We start from the raw sequence: 16865 nt of genomic DNA, 5'->3' as shown, positions 1-16865 counted from the left end.
GGAGCGGCATCATGGACCCCGTGCCCCAGCCTTCCCTCCGCCGCACCCCCGTCCAGCAGCGCAGCGCCGAGCGCCTCGCCCGGATCCTCGACGCCTGCGCCGAACTCCTCGACGAGACCGGCTACGAGCAGCTGAGTACGCGTGCCGTCGCCGCCCGCGCGGGTGTCCCCATCGGGTCCGTCTACCGCTTCTTCGGCAACAAGCGGGCGATGGCCGACGCCCTCGCCCACCGCAACCTCGACCGCTACGCCGAGCGGATCGGCGTGCGCCTCGCCGCGGCGGGCAAGGCCGACGCGTACAGCGCGATCGACAGCGTCCTGGACGAGTACATCGCGATGAAGCGCACCGTCCCCGGCTTCGCGCTCGTCGACTTCGGCGTCCCTGCGCCGGCCGCCGGCGCCACGGACACGGACGCGGGCGAAGGCGGCGGGACCACGGGCGAAGGCGGCGGGACCATGGGTGAGGGTGGTGACGCGGTCCCGGTCGAGGACGCAAACGACCTCGTCGCCGACCGCCTCTGCGGCCTCCTCGCCACCCACCTCGGCCGCACCGCCGACGACGCCCTGCGCCGCAAGGTCCTGGTCGGCGTCGAGGCCGCCGACGCGCTGCTCCAGCTCGCGTTCCGTACCGCCCCGTCCGGCGACCCCGCGCTCATCGCCGAGACCCGCGAGCTCCTCTACGCCTACCTCGCACCCTCGCTGAGCTGACCCCTCCCCACCGTGCGTACCGGTCGGTATGCTCGCTGGTGCCCGCGCGTCACCGCCGTCGCCCCAGGGAGCCCTCATGTCCACCGCCCTGCGCATCTGCCCGCTCTGCGAAGCCACCTGCGGGCTGACCCTCACCCTCGACGGCACCCGGGTCACCGGCGCCCGCGGAGACCGCGACGACGTCTTCAGCCAGGGCTTCATATGCCCCAAGGGCGCCTCGTTCGGCGAGGTCGACGCCGACCCCGACCGGCTCACCGGGCCCCTCGTCCGCAAGGACGGCATCCTCCAGGAGGCCACCTGGGAGGAGGCGTTCGACACGATCGCCGAGCGGATCCGGCCGCTGACCGAGACGTACGGACCGAACGCGGTGGGTCTCGTGCTCGGCAACCCGAACGTCCACACCATGGCCGGTGGCCTCTACCCGCCCCTGCTGATCGGCGCCCTGCGGACCCGCAACCTCTTCACGGCCTCCACCCTCGACCAGATGCCCAAGCACGTCTCCAGCGGGCTGCTTTTCGGTGACCCCTTCGCCATCCCCGTCCCGGACCTGGACCGCACCGGCCATCTGCTGATGCTCGGCGCCAACCCCCTGGACTCCAACGGCAGCCTCTGCACCGCCCCCGACTTCCCCGGCAAGCTCAAAGCACTGCGCAGGCGCGGCGGCACCCTCACCGTCGTCGACCCGCGCCGTACCCGTACCGCCCGGCTCGCCGACCGCCATGTCGCCATCCGCCCCGGCACCGACGCGCTCTTCCTCGCCGCGCTCGTCCACACCCTCTTCGCGGAGGGCCTCGCCGACCTGGGCATCCCGCTCGCCGACCGGGTCGAGGGCGTGGACGACGTGCGAGAGGCGGTACGGGAGTTCACCCCCGAGGCCGTCGCCGCCGCCTGCGACCTGGACGCGGCCACCATCCGTACCGTCGCCCGGGAACTCGCGGCCGCGCCCACCGCCGCCGTCTACGGCCGGATGGGCAGCTCCACCGTCACCCACGGCACGCTCGCCAACTGGCTCGTCGACGTCCTGAACGTCCTCACCGGCAACCTCGACCGCCCCGGCGGCGCGCTCTTCCCGCTCTCCGCGACCGCTCCCGCGCCCCGGCCGGCGGGCCCCGGCAGGGGCTTCGCGCTCGGCCGCTGGAGCAGCAGGGTCTCCGGCCACCCCGAGGCCAAGGGCGAACTCCCCATGGCCGCGCTCGCCGAGGAGATCGAGACGGAAGGGGAGGAACGTATCCGCGCGGTGATCACCATCGCCGCCAACCCCGTCCTCTCAGCGCCCGACGGGCTGCGCCTCGACCGGGCGCTCGGCTCCCTCGACCTGATGGTGGCCATCGACCCGTACCTCAACGAGACCACCCGCCACGCCGACGTCGTCCTGCCCCCGCCGCCGCCCTCACGGAGCCCTCACTTCGACTTCTCCTTCAACGGCCTCGCCGTCCGCAACCAGGTCCGCTTCACCCCGGCCGTGGTTCCGCTGGAGGACGGGCGGATGGACGAGTGCGAGATCCACGCACGGCTGATCCTCGCCGTGAGCGGGATGCACGGCGCCCCGCCCTCGGCCGTCGACGACCTCGCCATCGGCACGACCCTCGCCAAGGCGGTCACCCAGGAGCACTCACCCCTGTACGGCGCCGACCCCGAGGCCGTCGCCGCCGGGCTGAGCGGCGCCGGCGGGGCCGAGCGGCGCCTCGACCTGATGCTCCGCCTCGGACCGTACGACCTCACCCTCGACGACCTCCTCCGGGCACCGCACGGCATCGACCTCGGCCCCCTCGAACCCCGCCTTCCCGGTCTCCTCAGGACCCGCAGCGGACGCGTCGAACTGCTCCCGGAGCCGATCGCCGCCGACCTGCCCCGGCTGCGCGCCGCCCTCGACGCCCCGCCCGGCGGCCTCGTCCTCGTCGGCCGCCGTCATCTGCGGTCCAACAACAGCTGGCTGCACAACGCGCCGTCCCTCAACAGCGGTTCGAACCGGTGCACGCTCCACGTCCACCCCGCCGACGCGGACCGGCTCGGCCTCGCCGACGGCAAACCCGCCAGGATCGCGGCCGAGGGCGGTGCGCTGGAGGTCGAGGTGGAGATCACCGACGCCGTACGGAGCGGGGTGGTGAGCCTGCCGCACGGCTGGGGCCACGACCGGCCCGGGACCCGCCTCGCGGTCGCCGAGGCCCGCCCCGGGGTCAACGTGAACCAGCTCCTCGACGGCTCGCGCCTCGACCCGCTCTCGGGGACCGCCGTGCTCAACGGCTTCCCTGTGGAGCTGGCACCCCTGCCGTGAGCCTTCGGCAGCACCTGCTGTGACCTGGGGTTTTGCTCGTATTGCTCACGGGTCGACGTCTTGCTGACGCCGGAAGAGGGCACCTAACGTCATCCGAACGCCGCACCGGTGGGAGCCGCCCCGGTGGGAGTTCAAAGGTGAACGTGAGGTGTCCTCCATGCTGACCGTCCTCGGCTTCGCCATGATCGCGACCTTCCTGGTCCTGATCATGATGAAGAAGATGTCGCCGATCGCGGCGCTCGTGCTGATCCCCGCCCTGTTCTGCGTCGCCGTCGGGCAGGGCGCGCAACTCGGCGACTACGTCATCGAGGGCGTGGAGAAGCTCGCCCCCACCGCGGCGATGCTGATGTTCGCCATCGTCTACTTCGGGGTGATGATCGACGTCGGCCTGTTCGACCCGATCGTCCGGGGCATCCTGCGCTTCTGCAAGGCCGACCCGGTGCGGGTGGTGGTCGGTACGGCGGTGCTGGCGGCGATCGTCTCGCTCGACGGCGACGGCTCGACCACGTTCATGATCACCGTCTCGGCGATGTATCCGCTCTACAAGCGGCTCGGGATGAGCCTGGTCGTGATGACGGGTGTGGCCGCGACCGCCAACGGTGTCATGAACACCCTGCCCTGGGGCGGCCCCACGGCCCGTGCCGCCACCGCGCTCAAGGTGGACGCGGCGGACATCTTCGTCCCGATGATCCCGGCGCTCGCCATGGGCCTGCTCTTCGTCTTCGCCCTCGCGTACGTCCTCGGCCGCCGCGAGCGCAGGCGTATCGGCTATCTCACCCTGGACGAGGTCCTGGAGCCGCAGAGCGAGACCGTCCTGGTCGCGGCGGGCGGCGGTACGAAGCGTTCCGCCGACGGCCCGGACTCCACCGGCACCGGTGCCACCGGCCCGGGTGCCACCGGACCGGGCGGGGCCGGGGCCGGGGCCGATGAGGGCTTCCAGGGCCTCGACCCGAACCGCCCGACACTGCGGCCGAGGCTGTACTGGTTCAACGCGGGCCTCACCGTCGCCCTGCTCACCGCGATGATCCTCGAACTGCTGCCGATCCCGGTCCTCTTCCTCCTGGGCGCCGCGCTCGCGCTCACGGTCAACTTTCCGAACATGGCGGACCAGAAGGCCCGGCTCGCCGCCCACGCCGACAACGTCCTGAACGTGGCCGGCATGGTCTTCGCCGCCGCCGTCTTCACCGGTGTCCTCACCGGCACGGGCATGGTCAAGCACATGGCCGACTGGCTCGTGGGCGCGATCCCCGAAGGCATGGGTCCGCACATGGCGCTGGTCACCGGACTGCTCAGCCTGCCCCTCACGTACTTCATGTCGAACGACGGTTTCTACTTCGGCGTCCTGCCGGTCCTCGCGGAGGCGGGCGCGGCCCACGGGGTCTCGCCGCTGGAGATCGCCCTCGCCTCGATCGCCGGCCAGGCGCTGCACATGTCGAGCCCGCTGGTCCCGGCCGTGTACGTCCTGGTCGGCATGGCGAAGGTCGAGTTCGGCGACCACACCCGCTTCACCGTGAAGTGGGCGGCGCTCACCTCGCTGGTGGTCCTCGCGGCGGGCATCCTCTTCGGAATCGTCTAGCGCCGGCTCGTCGGCCGGGGGAGTGAATGCGGAGGGTGTCACCGCGCCGGTGGCACCCTCCGTACTGCTGTCATGACAGATAGTCACATGATCGGCTAATCGTCCGACGTCTTCGTGACTGGAGGAACCCCCGCATGACCGCTCTCGCAGTCCGTCCCCTGCTGTCCATCGCCGCCGCGTCGCTCGCCCTCGGCAGTGCCGGCCTGGCCGGTGCGCCCACCGCCTACGCCGCGCCCGGCGACAACGGCGACATCAAGATCCACCACGCCGGAGGCCGTGACGAGCCCCGCCGCACCGCCGTGAACAGCGAGACCACCGAGCCCCGGGTCTGCACGTTCTATCTCGCCGCCTTCGACTTCGAGGGGTTGGAGCAACTCAGCTGGACGATCTCCCCGCAGCGACCGGTGGACAGCGTGACCACCAACGGCACGATCACCATCGACTCCACGGGCCGGGGGATCACCCCGGACCTGACGCTCGTCGACGGCGCGTACCGGGTCGAGTGGACCTGGGAGGGCCAGGCCGGCACCAGGAAGACCAGGGACTTCCGGGTCGACTGCGACGAGACCGCCGGCACCTCGGCGAGCGGTGCCGGCGCCAACGACACCAGCAGTAACGGCGCCAGCGGTAACAGCGGCAGCAGTGCCGACGGAAGCAGTGCCGACGGAAGCAGCGTCACCTCCGACCGTGCCGGCGCCACGAACGGCAATGCGAACGGCGGCGGCGGAAGCGGCAGCTCCGGCGCCGGCGGCTCCGGTGACAGCAACGCGGGCAGCAGCTGGAGCGGCAGTGGCGGCGACGGCGGCAGCGGAGGGGGCGGAGGCAACGGCGGCAGCGGGGGGAGCGGAGGGGGCGGAGGCGGTGACGGCAGGGAGAACGGCAGCGAGGGCGGGTGGAGCGGTGGCGACGGCGGAAAGCCCCCGCAGGGCCCGGTCGGCGCGGGCGGCGGCGGCAGCGCCACCACGACCGGGACCGAGTCCTCCGACGACGGCTCCGTCTTCGGCGTCGCCTCCGCCCTCGCCGCCGGCCTCGCGGGCACGGCGGGTCTGATCCTCGTCCGCCGGGCGCGCCGCCGTACGCATGGCGCTTCGTAGGTTCCGCTCCACGCGCAGGCAGCGGCGCCTCCTCCGGCTCGCCCGGACCCTGGTGGTGGCCCTGTCCCTGGTCGGCGGCGGCATCTGGTGGGTCCAGGGCGACGAACCGTCCGGCCCGCCGTCCGCCGCCGCGGACCGGACGGCCTCGGAAGAGGCTGCCGCGCACGGAGCGCCCGCACAGTCCGCCCGGCCCGCGCCCGGGCGGCACCCGGACGAGAAGCCGAAGGCGCAGTCCCGTCCCCAGGCCGCGCCCAAGCCGCCGCCCAAGGCCGCGCCCAGACCCGTACGGCCGCGCGCGCCGTCGCTCGCGCCCTTGACCCGGTCACGCGCGACCAGCATCTCCGTCCCGTCGATCACGATCGAGGCGCCGGTGATCGACCTCGGGCTCGACCGGTCGGGGAAGCTCACCACGCCGCCGATCGAGAACCCGCGGATCGTCGGCTGGTACGCGGGCGGCCCCGCCCCCGGCGAGCGCGGGACGGCGATCGTGGTCGGCCATCGCGACACCCGCACCGGGCCGGCCATCTTCCTCAACCTCGACTCGCTCGACCGCGGCAACACCGTCCGCATCGCGCGGGCCGACGGCAAGGTCGCCGTCTTCACGGTCGACAAGGTCCGCACGTACACCAAGAAGGAGTTCCCCGACCGCGAGGTGTACGCCTCCACGGACCGCGCCGAACTGCGGCTGCTCACCTGCGGCGGTTCCTTCGACCCGAAGAAGGGTTACGAGTCGAACGTCGTCGTCTTCGCCCATCTCACGGACGTCGCACGGGAGTTCTGAGGCGCGCGCCGCCCGACGTCCCACGGGCCGCCCGCGCCCCCCCGGCGCGTCCCTCTGTTCGTCCGTACCGCCCCGCACCACAAGGACGCTCCCATGACGATCCGCCCGCTGCCCCGCCCTCCTGCTCGCCCGCTGCCCCGCCCCCGGACCCTTGCCCCGGCCACGCGTACCCGTGTCGCCGTCGCCACCGCCGGACTGCTGGTCGCGATCGGTGCCCCCGCCGCGTACGCCACCCTCGGCGAGAGCGCGCCCGCGCGGACCGCCCTCACGGCGCAGGCCCGGGGCAAGGCGTACGTGGAGACCAGACTCTTCTTCGGGACCGAACGCCCCGACGGCGGCCCCGCCGTCACCGACGAGCAGTTCACGGCCTTCGTCGACCAGGCGGTGACGCCCCGGTTCCCGGCGGGCCTGACGGTCCAGAACGGGCGTGGACAGTGGCGCGACGCCAACGGCACCATCGAGCGTGAGCGTTCGTACGAGCTGATCCTGCTCTACCCGGCGTCGGAGGCGCGGCTCCACGATCCGCGGATCGAGGAGGTCAGGGAGGCGTACCGGAAGGCGTACGGGCAGGAGTCCGTCGCCCGGCTCGACGAGCCGACCCGGGCCGACTTCTGAAACCGGCCACGGCGGCGGTCGGAGCGGCCCGGTGCGCACGGCGGCTCTGGCGTCAAAAAACTATCAGCGCTAGTTTGGGTGCCCTCTGCAGGACCGCAGGCACGAAGGACCGAGGGAGTAGCGGATGAAGAGCCACGACGCGATGTACATCGGCGGGGAGTGGCGTCCCGCCGCCTCCACGGACACGATCCCGGTGGTCGGTCCGGCGGACGAGCGGATCCTCGGCCATGTCCCGGCCGGGACCGCCGAGGACGTCGACGCCGCCGTGCGCGCCGCCCGTACCGCCTTCCCCGGCTGGGCCGCCACCCCGCCCGCGGAGCGCGCCAAGCTGATCGGCGCGCTCCGCGACGGTCTCGCCGCCCGCGCCGAGGAGATCGCCGCCACGGTCACGGCCGAACTCGGCGCGCCGCCGCAGTTCGCCGCCGCCGTCCACGCAGGTCTGCCCATCGCCGTCGCCGGTACGTACGCCGATCTCGCCGCCACTCACGCGTTCGAGGAGAAGGTCGGCAACTCCACGGTCTACTCCGAGCCGGTCGGCGTGGTCGGCGCGATCACTCCGTGGAACTACCCGCTCCACCAGATCGTCGCCAAGGTCGCCCCCGCGCTCGCCGCCGGCTGCACGGTCGTCCTCAAGCCCGCCGAGGACACCCCGCTGACCGCCCAGCTCTTCGCCGAGACCGTCCACGCGGCCGGCATCCCGGCCGGTGTCTTCAACCTCGTCACCGGCCTCGGCCCGGTCGCCGGCCAGGCGCTCGCCGAGCACGAGGACGTCGACCTCGTCTCCTTCACCGGCTCCACGGCCGTCGGCCGTCGGATCGGCGCGCTCGCGGGCGGCGCGGTCAAGCGGGTCGCCCTGGAGCTCGGCGGCAAGTCCGCCAACGTCATCCTGCCGAGCGCCGACCTCGGCAGGGCCGTCGCCGTCGGCATCGCCAACGTCATGGCCAACTCCGGCCAGACGTGCAGCGCGTGGACCCGGATGCTCGTTCCCGCCGACCGGTACGAGGAGGCGGTGGCACTGGCCGCCGAGGCCGTCGCCAAGTACGTCCCCGGCGAGCGCCTCGGCCCGCTCGTCAGCGCGAAGCAGCAGCAGCGGGTGCGCGGCTACATCGAGAAGGGGATCGAGGAGGGCGCCCGGCTCGTCGCGGGCGGCCCGGAGGCTCCGCGCGAGACCGGCTACTACGTCTCCCCGACCGTCTTCGCCGACGTCACCCCGGACATGACCATCGCGCAGGAGGAGATCTTCGGCCCGGTCGTCTCGATCCTGCGGTACGAGGACGAGGACGAGGCCCTCGCCATCGCCAACGGGACCGTGTACGGGCTCGCGGGCGCCGTCTGGGGCGAACCGGAGGCGGCCGTCGCCTTCGCCCGCCGGATGGAGACGGGGCCAGGTCGACATCAACGGAGGCCGCTTCAACCCGCTGGCGCCGTTCGGCGGCTACAAGCAGTCCGGTGTGGGGCGTGAACTCGGCGCGCACGGCCTCTCCGAGTACCTCCAGACCAAGTCCCTCCAGTTCTGAGGCCTTTCCAGCCGTTTCCCAGCCTTCCGAGCCGGTCCTGGCCCATCGGGTCCCTTCCGAGCCGTTCCCGGCCATCGGGTTCCTTCCGAGCCGGTCCCAGCCCTTCGGGGCGCCGTTCCGAGCCTGTTCCGATTCCTTGAGGAGCAAGACGCGTCATGAGCGTGGTCCGCGCCGCCTTCCTGCCCGCCGTCGGCTCTCCGCTGGAGATAGCCGGCATCCGACTGCCCGAACCAGGTCCGGGCCAGGTCCGGGTCCGCCTCGCCGCCGCGGGGGTCTGCCACTCCGACCTGTCCCTCACCAACGGCACCATGAAGGTGCCCGTCCCGGCCGTCCTCGGGCACGAGGGCGCGGGCACGGTCGTCTCCGTCGGCGAGGGCGTCACGCACGTCGCCCCCGGCGACGGTGTAGTCCTCAACTGGGCGCCGTCCTGCGGCGCCTGCCACGCCTGCTCGCTCGGCGAGGTCTGGCTCTGCGCCGACGCGCTGACCGGCGCGGGGAGCGTGTACGCCGAGACCGAGGACGGGACCGGGCTCCACCCCGGTCTCAACGTGGCTGCCTTCGCCGAGGAGACCGTGGTCGCGGCGAACTGCGTCCTGCCCGTCCCGGACGGGGTCCCGCTGACCGACGCGGCCCTCCTCGGCTGCGCCGTCCTCACCGGCTGGGGCGCGGTCCACCACGCGGCGCGGGTACGGCGGGGCGAGTCCGTCGTCGTGTACGGCGTCGGAGGCGTGGGCCTCGCCACCCTCCAGGCCGCCCGGATCGCGGGCGCCTCGCCGATCGTCGCGGTCGACGTCTCGCCCGAGAAGGAGGCCCTGGCGCGGGCCGCGGGAGCGACCGAGTACGTCGTCGCGTCCGCGACCACCGCCCGGGAGGTCCGGAAGCTGACCGGCGGCCACGGCGCCGACGTGGCCGTCGAGTGCGTGGGCCGCGCCACCACGATCCGTACCGCCTGGGACTCCACCCGGCGCGGGGGCCGCACCACGGTCGTCGGCATCGGGGGCAAGGACCAGCAGGTCACCTTCAACGCCCTGGAGCTCTTCCACTGGGGCCGGACCCTGTCCGGCTGCGTGTACGGGAACTCCGACCCGGCCGTGGACCTGCCCGTCCTCGCCGAACACGTCCGGGCCGGCCGGCTCGACCTGAGCGCGCTGGTCACCGAACGCATCACGCTCGACGGCATCCCGGGCGCCTTCGAGAACATGATCGCGGGCAAGGGCGGCCGGGCGCTGGTCGTCTTCTAGCCGGGCGTCTTCTCACCGTGCGTCGTCGTGGTCCCGACGCCGTCGGCCGGAGTCCCGGAGGGGGGCTTCGGCCGGGAGCGCGAGACCGCGACGCCCGCGAGGCACAGCGCGCCGCCCGCGAGCGTGAGCAGGCCCGGCAGCTCGCCGAGGAACACCCAGGCCATGAGGACGACCAGCGCGGGCACGGCGTACGTCGTCGCGCCCATCCGGCCGGCGGTCGTGCGGGCGAGGGCGTAGGCCCAGGTCGTGAAGGCCAGGGCGGTCGGGAACACCCCGAGGTAGATCATGTTCAGGGTCGCCGGGACCGGTGCGCTCGCCGCCTGGTCGACCAGCTGTCCGGCGAACGGCAGGCACGCCACCGCGCCCACCAGGCACCCGAAGGTGGTGACCTGAAGGGCGCTCCCGTGCGCCAGGGCCGGCTTCTGCGCGACGACGCCACCCGCGTACGCGACCGCCGCGAGGAGGCAGAGCCCGACGCCGAGCACCGAGGCGTGGCCCTCGCCCGACATGGAGAGCCCCACGGCGACCGCTCCGGCGAAGGAGACCGCCATGCCCGCGAGCAGCCGGGGTGGCAGCTTCTCGCCGAGGAACCGGGCGCCGAGCAGGGCGATGAGGAGGGGCCCGATGTTCACGACCATCGCGGCCGTGCCCGCGTCGACCTCCTGCTCGCCCCAGTTGAGGGCCACCATGTAGGCGCCGAACCAGAGGAGTCCGGACACCGCGATGCCCGGCCAGGCCGCCCGGGGCGGCAGCCCTTCCCGCCGGAACAGCAGGACGGCCCCGAGGACGAGCGCACCGGAGAGCAGCCGGCCGAGGGCGAGTGCGCCGGGGGAGTAGGCCTCTCCGGCGCTGCGGATCGAGACGAAGGCGGAGGCCCACAGGACGACGGTGACACCGGCGGCGGCGAGCGCCAGGCGCGAGGTGGCGGGGGAGTCGGTCATGGGGCGACCGTAGGCCCTGGACACTTCGGCGTTCACCGCAATATCGCGGGCTCGATGCCGAGCACCCGCTGGAGGGCCCGCTCCCCCTCGGAGGTCACCTTCACGGCACGCTCCGACCCGATCCGTACGCACCAGCCGGCGTCGAGCGCGTGCCGGCAGAGCGCGGCGCCCGCGACCCCCGCCAGATGCGGCCTGCGCTCGGTCCGGTCGAGACAGCCGCGGGCGACCGGTCGCCGTCCCGTGGGGACGAGTGCGATGTCCTGCTCCCCGAACCACGCCACGCCCGCGTCGGTGAGGGCGAACCCGGTGTCCTGCCGCAGCAGTCCGCGCACGGTCATGGCCTCGGTGATCGCGATCCCGAGCCTCCCCGCGAGGTGGTCGTAACAGGTGCGCCCCCGCGCCATCGCGTGCCCGGCGCTCGCCGCCCGCAGCGAGTGCGGCGGGTCCTTCCGGGCGGGCTCGGAGCGGGCGGCCAGGTCCTCGACGAGGTGGGCGATCCCGGCGTCGGCGAGCCGCACGTACCGGTGCCGCCCCTGCCGCTCCTCGGCGAGCACCCCGCCCGCGACGAGCTTCCCCAGGTGCTCACTGGCGGTGGACGCCGCCACGCGCGCGTGCCGGGCGAGTTCCCCGGCGGTCCAGGCCCGCCCGTCGAGCAGGGCGAGGACGAACGCGGCACGGGTCTCGTCGGCGAGGAGCGCCGCGAGGGCGGCGAGGTCTTTGGCGGCCATGCCCCAAGGGTCCCGCACTCACCTTTCGGCAGCCGCCGAACGGTCCTCCAGGCGCCACCGGTGACGGAGCAGCTCCGTGGGCCGGTGATCGTGCTCGAACTCCGGTCCCACCAGCGGCCCCATCCTCCGGTAGGCCTCCTCGGTCCGCGGGTCGTCGCGCCGGGCCAGGCCGAAGGCGCCCTCCAGGCGCAGCGACGCATCGTCCTCGTCGAGGAGTGCCCACAGGGCCGCGGCGGCCGCGGGGGACCGGTCCCGGCCGGTCGCGAGCGCTGCCGCGGCCTTCCGGCGCACGTCGGCGTCCCGGTCCGCGAGGAGAGCGAGCAGGGCGCCGGTGACCTCGCCGGAGGGATCGTGCCCGGCGGCCAGCATCTCGCCGGCCGCGGCGCGCACCAGGGCGTCGGGGTCGCCCGCCAGGCCGAGCAGCGCCGCCCGGGCCGCGGGCGTGAGGGGCGCGTTCTCGTCCGCCAGGGCGCATGCCGCCTCCACCCGGACGAGCGGGTGCGCGTGGCCCGCGAACCGCAGACCGAGCTCCTCGTGGGCGGGGTGCTCCAGGAGGTTGAAGGTGCGGAGGATCAGCGTGAGGACGCCGTGGTCCGGCTCCTCCGGGGCCCAGGAGGCGAGGAGTCCGGCGGTGTCCTTCTCGTAGGAATGGGGGCCGTTGCTGCCGAAGACGGAGGCGCTCCACAGGACGTCGACCGTGAACAGGCGGTGGGCCGGGTCCGGGTGACGGCGGTGGGCTGCCAGCGCCGACCAGGTCGCGCGGCTGCGCCGCTCGCTCAGCACCCCACGCGCCGCCGACCAGGCGACGTGCTCGGGGCCCGCGTCGGAGGGCGCCACCGCTCGCGCGATCAGCTCGTCCACGGGCGTCAGGACGCGGAACGCCCACTCCAGCGAGGTCAGGATCGCACCGTGCCCCTCCCGTACGGTCCGCCCGCCGAGCGTCACCTGTCGCACGAGCGAGTCCTCGGAGTCCTCGATCAGGACACTCCGCTCGGGGCCCGACGCGCCCGTTGTGCTCCGGAGTTCGGCCTCCACGCCCACCTCGTACCGGCGTCGGGCGAGCGCCAGGAGCCGCTCCCGCGCCGGCTCCGGGAGCCGCAGCCGGGGCTCGGGTCCCAGGACGGCGTCGACGACGGCCGGAGAGCCGCCCGCGACCGCACGGGACAGCGGCGTCGTCCCGTCCGGCAGCTCCCGGTCCGGGTCGGCGCCGGCCTCGACGAGCGCGCGGGCGGTCCCGGCGTCGTAGGCCGCCACCGCCGCGCACAGCAGGGGCAGTCCGTCCTCGGTCCTGGCGTCGGGATCCGCACCCGCCTCCACCAGGGCGCGGACCGCGTCCGTGTCCCCGCCCCGTGCCGCCGCTACGAGCCGCTCGGTGTCTCCTGCCTGGCCCATGCTCCCCGTACCCCCGTCTCGTACTGCATCGCCAGCCCGTCGAGCAGCGCCCTCAGGCCCGTCTCGAAGGCGCCCTCGTCGACCTTCTGGCGGTGTTCCGCGAGGAGGTGGGCCTGGCCGAGGTGAGGGTAGTCCGCGGGGTCGTAGGCCGTCTCGTCGTCGACGAAGCCGCGGGCGAAGGAGCCGAGGGCCGAGCCCGTGACGAAATACCGCATCAGTGCCCCGATGTACGTCGCCTGGGCCGGCGGCCAGCCCGCCCGGACCATCGCGCCGAAGACCGCGTCGGCGACCTTCAGGCCCGCCGGGCGGCGGCCCGGACCCTGGGCCAGGACCGGGACGATGTGGGGGTGGTCGGCGAGGGCGGCGCGGTAGGAGACCGCCCAGTCGTGCAGGGCCGTACGCCAGTCGCGGCCGTCGCCCTCCGTGAACATCGACAGGTCGACTTTGGCGCTGACGGCGTCGGCGACCGCGTCGAGGATCTCGTCCTTCGTGCGGAAGTGGTTGTAGAGGGACGGCCCGCTCACCCCCAGTTCGGCCGCGAGCCGTCGCGTCGAGACGGCCGCGAGGCCCTCCGCGTCCACGAGCGCGCTCGCCGTCTCGACGATGCGTTCTCTGCTCAGAAGGGGCTTGCGCGGTCGGGCCATGGCGCACATAGTAGGCCTGCGCAGCAGAAACTAGCAGTGCTAATTAAAGTCTTCCCGAAGGTCGGTGGCGCAGTGAACCTGGAGCTCAGCGAGGAGCAGGAAGCCGTTCGGCGGCTCGCCGAGGAGTTCGTCGCGCGCGAGGTCGCCCCGCACGTCGTCGCATGGGACCGGAGCGAGAACGTCGACCGGTCGATCGTGAAGAAGCTCGGGGCCGTCGGCTTCCTCGGCCTGACCGTCCCGGAGGAGTACGGCGGCTCGGGCGGCGACCATCTCTCCTACTGCCTCGTCACCGAGGAGCTCGGCCGCGGGGACTCCTCCGTACGCGGCATCGTCTCCGTCTCGCTGGGCCTCGTCACCAAGACCATCGCCGCCTGGGGCACCGAGGAGCAGAAGCGCGCCTGGCTGCCCCGGCTCACCTCCGGCGACTCCCTCGGCTGCTTCGGGCTGACCGAGCCGGGCACCGGTTCGGACGCGGGCAACCTCTCCACCAGGGCCGTGCGCGACGGCGACTCCTACGTCGTCAACGGCTCGAAGATGTTCATCACCAACGGAACCTGGGCCGACGTCGTCCTGCTCTTCGCCCGCACCGGTGACGCCCCCGGCCACAAGGGTGTCTCGGCCTTCCTCGTCCCCACCGACACCCCCGGCCTCACCCGTCGCACCATCCACGGCAAGCTCGGCCTGCGCGGCCAGGCCACCGCCGAGCTGGTCCTGGAGGACGTCCGCGTCCCCGCCGCCGCGATGCTGGGCCCCGAGGGCAAGGGCTTCTCCGTCGCCATGTCCGCCCTCGCCAAGGGGCGGATGTCGGTCGCGGCCGGCTGTGTCGGCATCGCCCAGGCGGCCCTCGACGCGGCCGTGCGCTACGCGGGGGAGCGGGAGCAGTTCGGCAAGTCCATCGCCTCGTACCAGCTGGTGCAGGAGCTGATCAGTGACATCGCCGTCGACGTCGACGCCGCCCGGCTTCTGACCTGGCGCGTCGCCGATCTCGTCGACCGCGGCCTGGACTTCGCCACTGCCGCCTCCCAGGCCAAGCTGTTCGCCTCCGAAGCGGCCGTCCGCGCCGCCAACAACGCCCTGCAGGTCTTCGGCGGGTACGGCTACATCGACGAGTACCCGGTCGGGAAGCTGCTCCGCGACGCGCGCGTGATGACCCTGTACGAGGGCACGAGCCAGATCCAGAAGCTGATCATCGGGCGGGCGCTCACGGGCGTGTCCGCGTTCTGAGTACCTTGCCGGACGCGGCTGAGTATCCGGGCGGATGTGGTGGGCACCACATCCGCCCGATCCTGCTCCCATGAGCGACACACCGGTCAAGCAGCAGAATACGGGCGCCTACCACCTGCAGGCCGTCATCTCCTTCGGCCTCGCCCTCGCGGCCGTGGCGATCGGCGTCTACCAGCTGGACGCCGACGCCTGGGTCCGCGCCTTCCTCGCCATCGCCGTCCTCTACCTCACGACCTCCGCCTTCACCCTCGCCAAGGTCGTCCGCGACCGGCAGGAGGCGGGGCAGATCGTCAGCCGGGTCGACCAGGCCCGGCTGGAGAAGCTCCTCGCCGAGCACGACCCCTTCCAGAAGCTCTGAGCCTAAGCGCTTGCTCAGCTTCGTTGTATGGTGTTCGTCCTGACGGTTGGAGAAGGGGCGAACGATGAGCGTCGCTGAGGAGACGCCCGGCGGCACGGACGCGTCGTGGGGCGAGGTCACGCCCGAGGCTGCCAGGCGGCTGCTCGTCGCGGCCGTCGAGGCGTTCGCCGAGCGCGGGTACCACGCCACCACGACCCGGGACATCGCCGGCCGCGCCGGCATGAGCCCGGCCGCGCTCTACATCCACTACAAGACCAAGGAAGAGCTGCTCCACCGGATCAGCCGCATCGGTCACGACAAGGCCCTGGAGATCCTCCGGGCCGCCGCCGACGGCGAGGGGACGGCCGGCGAGCGGCTGGCCGACGCCGTACGGTCCTTCGTGCGCTGGCACGCCGAGCGCCACACCACCGCGCGGGTCGTCCAGTACGAGCTCGACGCCCTCGGGCCCGAGCACCGCACCGAGATCGTCGCCCTGCGCCGCGAGTCCGACGCGACCGTGCGCAGGATCATCGACGAGGGCGTGGCGGCGGGCGAGTTCGACGTGCCGGACGTGCCGGGCACGACCGTCGCCGTGCTCTCCCTCTGCATCGACGTGTCGCGGTGGTTCAACGTCCAGGGCCGCCGGACGCCGGACGAGGTCGGCGCGCTCTACGCCGACCTCGTGCTGCGGATGGTCGGCGCTCAGAAGTAGTAGCGGGAGACCGACTCGGCGACGCAGACCGGCTTGTCGCCGCCCTCGCGCTCCACCGTCACGGTCGCCGTCACCTGCACCCCGCCGCCCGCATCCGTCACCTCGGTCAGCACGGCGCCCGCGCGCAGGCGCGAGCCGACCGGTACGGGGGAGGGGAAGCGGACCTTGTTGGTGCCGTAGTTGAGGCCCATCTTCATGCCCTCGACCCGCATGATCTGCGGCACCAGCGTCGGCAGCAGCGACAGCGTCAGATAGCCGTGCGCGATGGTCTTCCCGAACGGCCCGGAGGCCGCCCGCTCCGGGTCCACGTGGATCCACTGGTGGTCACCGGTGGCGTCGGCGAACAGATCGATCCGCTTCTGCTCGATCTCCAGCCAGTCGCTGTGACCCAGCGGTTCGCCGACCGCGGCGCGCAGCTCCTCGGCAGAGGTGAAGATCCTCGGCTCAGCCATGTTTCGCTCGTCCCTTCGTGAACCTGTGACTCCTGTTTCTAAGCGCTTGCTCAGCATGTGGGGTGGTGGGCCCGCTGTCAACGGACAGTAGGGTTCGAGGGGTGCCGCAGATTCCAGAGAAGATCCATGAACTCACCGTCGGCCAGGTGTCCGCGCGAAGCGGTGCCGCGGTGTCGGCCCTGCACTTCTACGAGTCCAAGGGCCTGATCAACAGCCGCCGTACCAGTGGCAACCAGCGCCGCTACGGCCGTGACACCCTCCGGCGGGTCGCCTTCATCCGGGCCGCCCAGCGCGTCGGCATCCCCCTGGCGACCATCCGCGTCGCCCTCTCCGAACTCCCCGAGGAGCGCACGCCCACCAACGAGGACTGGGCGCGGCTCTCGGCGGCCTGGCGCACGGAGCTGGACGAGCGGATCCAGCAGCTCGGACGGTTGCGGGACCATCTGACCGACTGCATCGGCTGCGGCTGTCTGTCGCTGCAGAACTGCGTCCTGTCCAACCCGGACGACGCGATCGGCGAGCGCCTCACCGGATCGCGGCTGATGGGAGAGCGCCGGGAGGCGTAGGAACGGCTGACGGGGCAGCGCCGGGGAGGCGTAGCGGCGTCTGACGAACGAAGAGGGGCCCGC

At 73.0% G+C, this 16865-nt stretch carries 16 protein-coding genes and 1 pseudogene; 12 read left to right on the top strand and 5 right to left on the bottom strand.

Annotated features, from left to right (window positions below; translation table 11 throughout):
- Positions 1 to 11 precede the first annotated feature (11 nt).
- The 8 genes and pseudogenes from ACFVGW_RS31875 to ACFVGW_RS31840 all read left to right on the top strand — a co-directional run bounded on the left by ACFVGW_RS31875 (position 12) and on the right by ACFVGW_RS31840 (position 9806).
- Entirely contained in the window at positions 12 to 707 is a 696-nt protein-coding gene (locus ACFVGW_RS31875; RefSeq protein ID WP_385854381.1) for a TetR family transcriptional regulator, read from the top strand.
- Positions 708 to 783: 76 nt separating this feature from the next.
- A complete protein-coding gene (locus ACFVGW_RS31870; RefSeq protein ID WP_385854380.1) occupies positions 784 to 2982 on the top strand; it encodes a molybdopterin oxidoreductase family protein in 2199 nt (732 codons plus the stop codon).
- 157 nt (positions 2983 to 3139) lie between these two features.
- A complete protein-coding gene (locus ACFVGW_RS31865) occupies positions 3140 to 4558 on the top strand; it encodes a CitMHS family transporter (RefSeq protein ID WP_385854445.1) in 1419 nt (472 codons plus the stop codon).
- 134 nt (positions 4559 to 4692) lie between these two features.
- Complete coding sequence (locus ACFVGW_RS31860) at positions 4693 to 5652, top strand: hypothetical protein (RefSeq protein ID WP_385854379.1); 960 nt, start codon at positions 4693 to 4695, stop codon at positions 5650 to 5652.
- Positions 5639 to 6433, top strand: a complete 795-nt coding sequence (locus ACFVGW_RS31855; RefSeq protein ID WP_385854378.1) for a class F sortase — start codon at positions 5639 to 5641, stop codon at positions 6431 to 6433. The genes ACFVGW_RS31860 and ACFVGW_RS31855 overlap by 14 nt, the downstream gene beginning before the upstream one ends.
- A 93-nt stretch (positions 6434 to 6526) precedes the next feature.
- Positions 6527 to 7048, top strand: a complete 522-nt coding sequence (locus ACFVGW_RS31850) for a DUF3574 domain-containing protein (RefSeq protein ID WP_385854377.1) — start codon at positions 6527 to 6529, stop codon at positions 7046 to 7048.
- Positions 7049 to 7172: 124 nt separating this feature from the next.
- A pseudogene (locus ACFVGW_RS31845) lies at positions 7173 to 8565 on the top strand (aldehyde dehydrogenase family protein).
- A gap of 155 nt (positions 8566 to 8720) precedes the next feature.
- Positions 8721 to 9806 carry a zinc-binding dehydrogenase gene (locus ACFVGW_RS31840; RefSeq protein WP_385854376.1) on the top strand — a complete coding sequence of 362 codons (1086 nt, stop codon included), beginning with the start codon at positions 8721 to 8723 and terminating at the stop codon, positions 9804 to 9806.
- Here ACFVGW_RS31840 and ACFVGW_RS31835 read toward each other — a convergent pair.
- From ACFVGW_RS31835 to ACFVGW_RS31820, 4 genes are read right to left on the bottom strand one after another with little or no spacing between them, the layout of a single operon-like run.
- Positions 9803 to 10747, bottom strand: a complete 945-nt coding sequence (locus ACFVGW_RS31835) for a DMT family transporter (protein WP_385854375.1) — start codon at positions 10745 to 10747, stop codon at positions 9803 to 9805. The genes ACFVGW_RS31840 and ACFVGW_RS31835 overlap by 4 nt on opposite strands.
- A gap of 32 nt (positions 10748 to 10779) precedes the next feature.
- The gene (locus ACFVGW_RS31830) at positions 10780 to 11475 is read right to left on the bottom strand and encodes an ArsR/SmtB family transcription factor (RefSeq protein WP_385854374.1); all 696 of its coding nucleotides are present in this window, start codon (positions 11473 to 11475) and stop codon (positions 10780 to 10782) included.
- A gap of 18 nt (positions 11476 to 11493) precedes the next feature.
- Positions 11494 to 12867: a HEAT repeat domain-containing protein gene (locus tag ACFVGW_RS31825; protein WP_385854373.1), complete on the bottom strand. Its 1374-nt coding sequence runs from the start codon at positions 12865 to 12867 to the stop codon at positions 11494 to 11496.
- Positions 12834 to 13511, bottom strand: a complete 678-nt coding sequence (locus ACFVGW_RS31820) for a TetR/AcrR family transcriptional regulator (RefSeq protein ID WP_385854372.1) — start codon at positions 13509 to 13511, stop codon at positions 12834 to 12836. Before ACFVGW_RS31820 ends, ACFVGW_RS31825 begins: the two co-directional genes overlap by 34 nt.
- A gap of 72 nt (positions 13512 to 13583) precedes the next feature.
- Between ACFVGW_RS31820 and ACFVGW_RS31815 the strand changes: the two genes are divergently transcribed.
- The 3 genes from ACFVGW_RS31815 to ACFVGW_RS31805 all read left to right on the top strand — a co-directional run bounded on the left by ACFVGW_RS31815 (position 13584) and on the right by ACFVGW_RS31805 (position 15784).
- Positions 13584 to 14735 carry an acyl-CoA dehydrogenase family protein gene (locus tag ACFVGW_RS31815; RefSeq protein ID WP_385854371.1) on the top strand — a complete coding sequence of 384 codons (1152 nt, stop codon included), beginning with the start codon at positions 13584 to 13586 and terminating at the stop codon, positions 14733 to 14735.
- A 70-nt stretch (positions 14736 to 14805) separates the two neighbouring features.
- The gene (locus ACFVGW_RS31810) at positions 14806 to 15093 is read left to right on the top strand and encodes a YiaA/YiaB family inner membrane protein (protein ID WP_383294814.1); all 288 of its coding nucleotides are present in this window, start codon (positions 14806 to 14808) and stop codon (positions 15091 to 15093) included.
- Positions 15094 to 15157: 64 nt separating this feature from the next.
- Positions 15158 to 15784, top strand: coding sequence for a TetR/AcrR family transcriptional regulator (locus ACFVGW_RS31805; protein WP_352189894.1), 627 nt, complete (start codon positions 15158 to 15160; stop codon positions 15782 to 15784).
- Here the strand turns inward: ACFVGW_RS31805 and ACFVGW_RS31800 are convergent.
- On the bottom strand, positions 15775 to 16236 hold the full coding sequence (locus ACFVGW_RS31800) for a MaoC family dehydratase (protein ID WP_352189893.1): 462 nt from the start codon (positions 16234 to 16236) through the stop codon (positions 15775 to 15777). The genes ACFVGW_RS31805 and ACFVGW_RS31800 overlap by 10 nt on opposite strands.
- A 101-nt stretch (positions 16237 to 16337) precedes the next feature.
- Between ACFVGW_RS31800 and soxR the strand changes: the two genes are divergently transcribed.
- On the top strand, positions 16338 to 16802 hold the full coding sequence (soxR, locus tag ACFVGW_RS31795) for a redox-sensitive transcriptional activator SoxR (RefSeq protein WP_352189892.1): 465 nt from the start codon (positions 16338 to 16340) through the stop codon (positions 16800 to 16802).
- Positions 16803 to 16865: the final 63 nt, after the last annotated feature.

This window comes from Streptomyces sp. NPDC127129 (assembly GCF_042671585.1).
GTDB lineage: Bacteria > Actinomycetota > Actinomycetes > Streptomycetales > Streptomycetaceae > Streptomyces.
The sequence above is the reverse complement of the archived record's forward strand: the minus strand, read 5'-3'. Positions and strand labels throughout refer to the sequence as shown.

What these genes read in the sequence shown, in the direction of transcription:
- ACFVGW_RS31855 (WP_385854378.1), top strand. Translation starts at nt 5,639, where the DNA reads ATGGCGCTTCGTAGGTTCCGCTCCACGCGCAGGCAGCGGCGCCTCCTC.
- ACFVGW_RS31825 (WP_385854373.1), bottom strand. Translation starts at nt 12,867, where the DNA reads ATGGGCCAGGCAGGAGACACCGAGCGGCTCGTAGCGGCGGCACGGGGC.
- ACFVGW_RS31805 (WP_352189894.1), top strand. Translation starts at nt 15,158, where the DNA reads ATGAGCGTCGCTGAGGAGACGCCCGGCGGCACGGACGCGTCGTGGGGC.
- ACFVGW_RS31860 (WP_385854379.1), top strand. Translation starts at nt 4,693, where the DNA reads ATGACCGCTCTCGCAGTCCGTCCCCTGCTGTCCATCGCCGCCGCGTCG.
- ACFVGW_RS31800 (WP_352189893.1), bottom strand. Translation starts at nt 16,236, where the DNA reads ATGGCTGAGCCGAGGATCTTCACCTCTGCCGAGGAGCTGCGCGCCGCG.
- ACFVGW_RS31830 (WP_385854374.1), bottom strand. Translation starts at nt 11,475, where the DNA reads ATGGCCGCCAAAGACCTCGCCGCCCTCGCGGCGCTCCTCGCCGACGAG.
- ACFVGW_RS31840 (WP_385854376.1), top strand. Translation starts at nt 8,721, where the DNA reads ATGAGCGTGGTCCGCGCCGCCTTCCTGCCCGCCGTCGGCTCTCCGCTG.
- ACFVGW_RS31870 (WP_385854380.1), top strand. Translation starts at nt 784, where the DNA reads ATGTCCACCGCCCTGCGCATCTGCCCGCTCTGCGAAGCCACCTGCGGG.
- ACFVGW_RS31820 (WP_385854372.1), bottom strand. Translation starts at nt 13,511, where the DNA reads ATGGCCCGACCGCGCAAGCCCCTTCTGAGCAGAGAACGCATCGTCGAG.
- ACFVGW_RS31875 (WP_385854381.1), top strand. Translation starts at nt 12, where the DNA reads ATGGACCCCGTGCCCCAGCCTTCCCTCCGCCGCACCCCCGTCCAGCAG.
- ACFVGW_RS31835 (WP_385854375.1), bottom strand. Translation starts at nt 10,747, where the DNA reads ATGACCGACTCCCCCGCCACCTCGCGCCTGGCGCTCGCCGCCGCCGGT.
- ACFVGW_RS31810 (WP_383294814.1), top strand. Translation starts at nt 14,806, where the DNA reads ATGAGCGACACACCGGTCAAGCAGCAGAATACGGGCGCCTACCACCTG.
- ACFVGW_RS31850 (WP_385854377.1), top strand. Translation starts at nt 6,527, where the DNA reads ATGACGATCCGCCCGCTGCCCCGCCCTCCTGCTCGCCCGCTGCCCCGC.
- ACFVGW_RS31865 (WP_385854445.1), top strand. Translation starts at nt 3,140, where the DNA reads ATGCTGACCGTCCTCGGCTTCGCCATGATCGCGACCTTCCTGGTCCTG.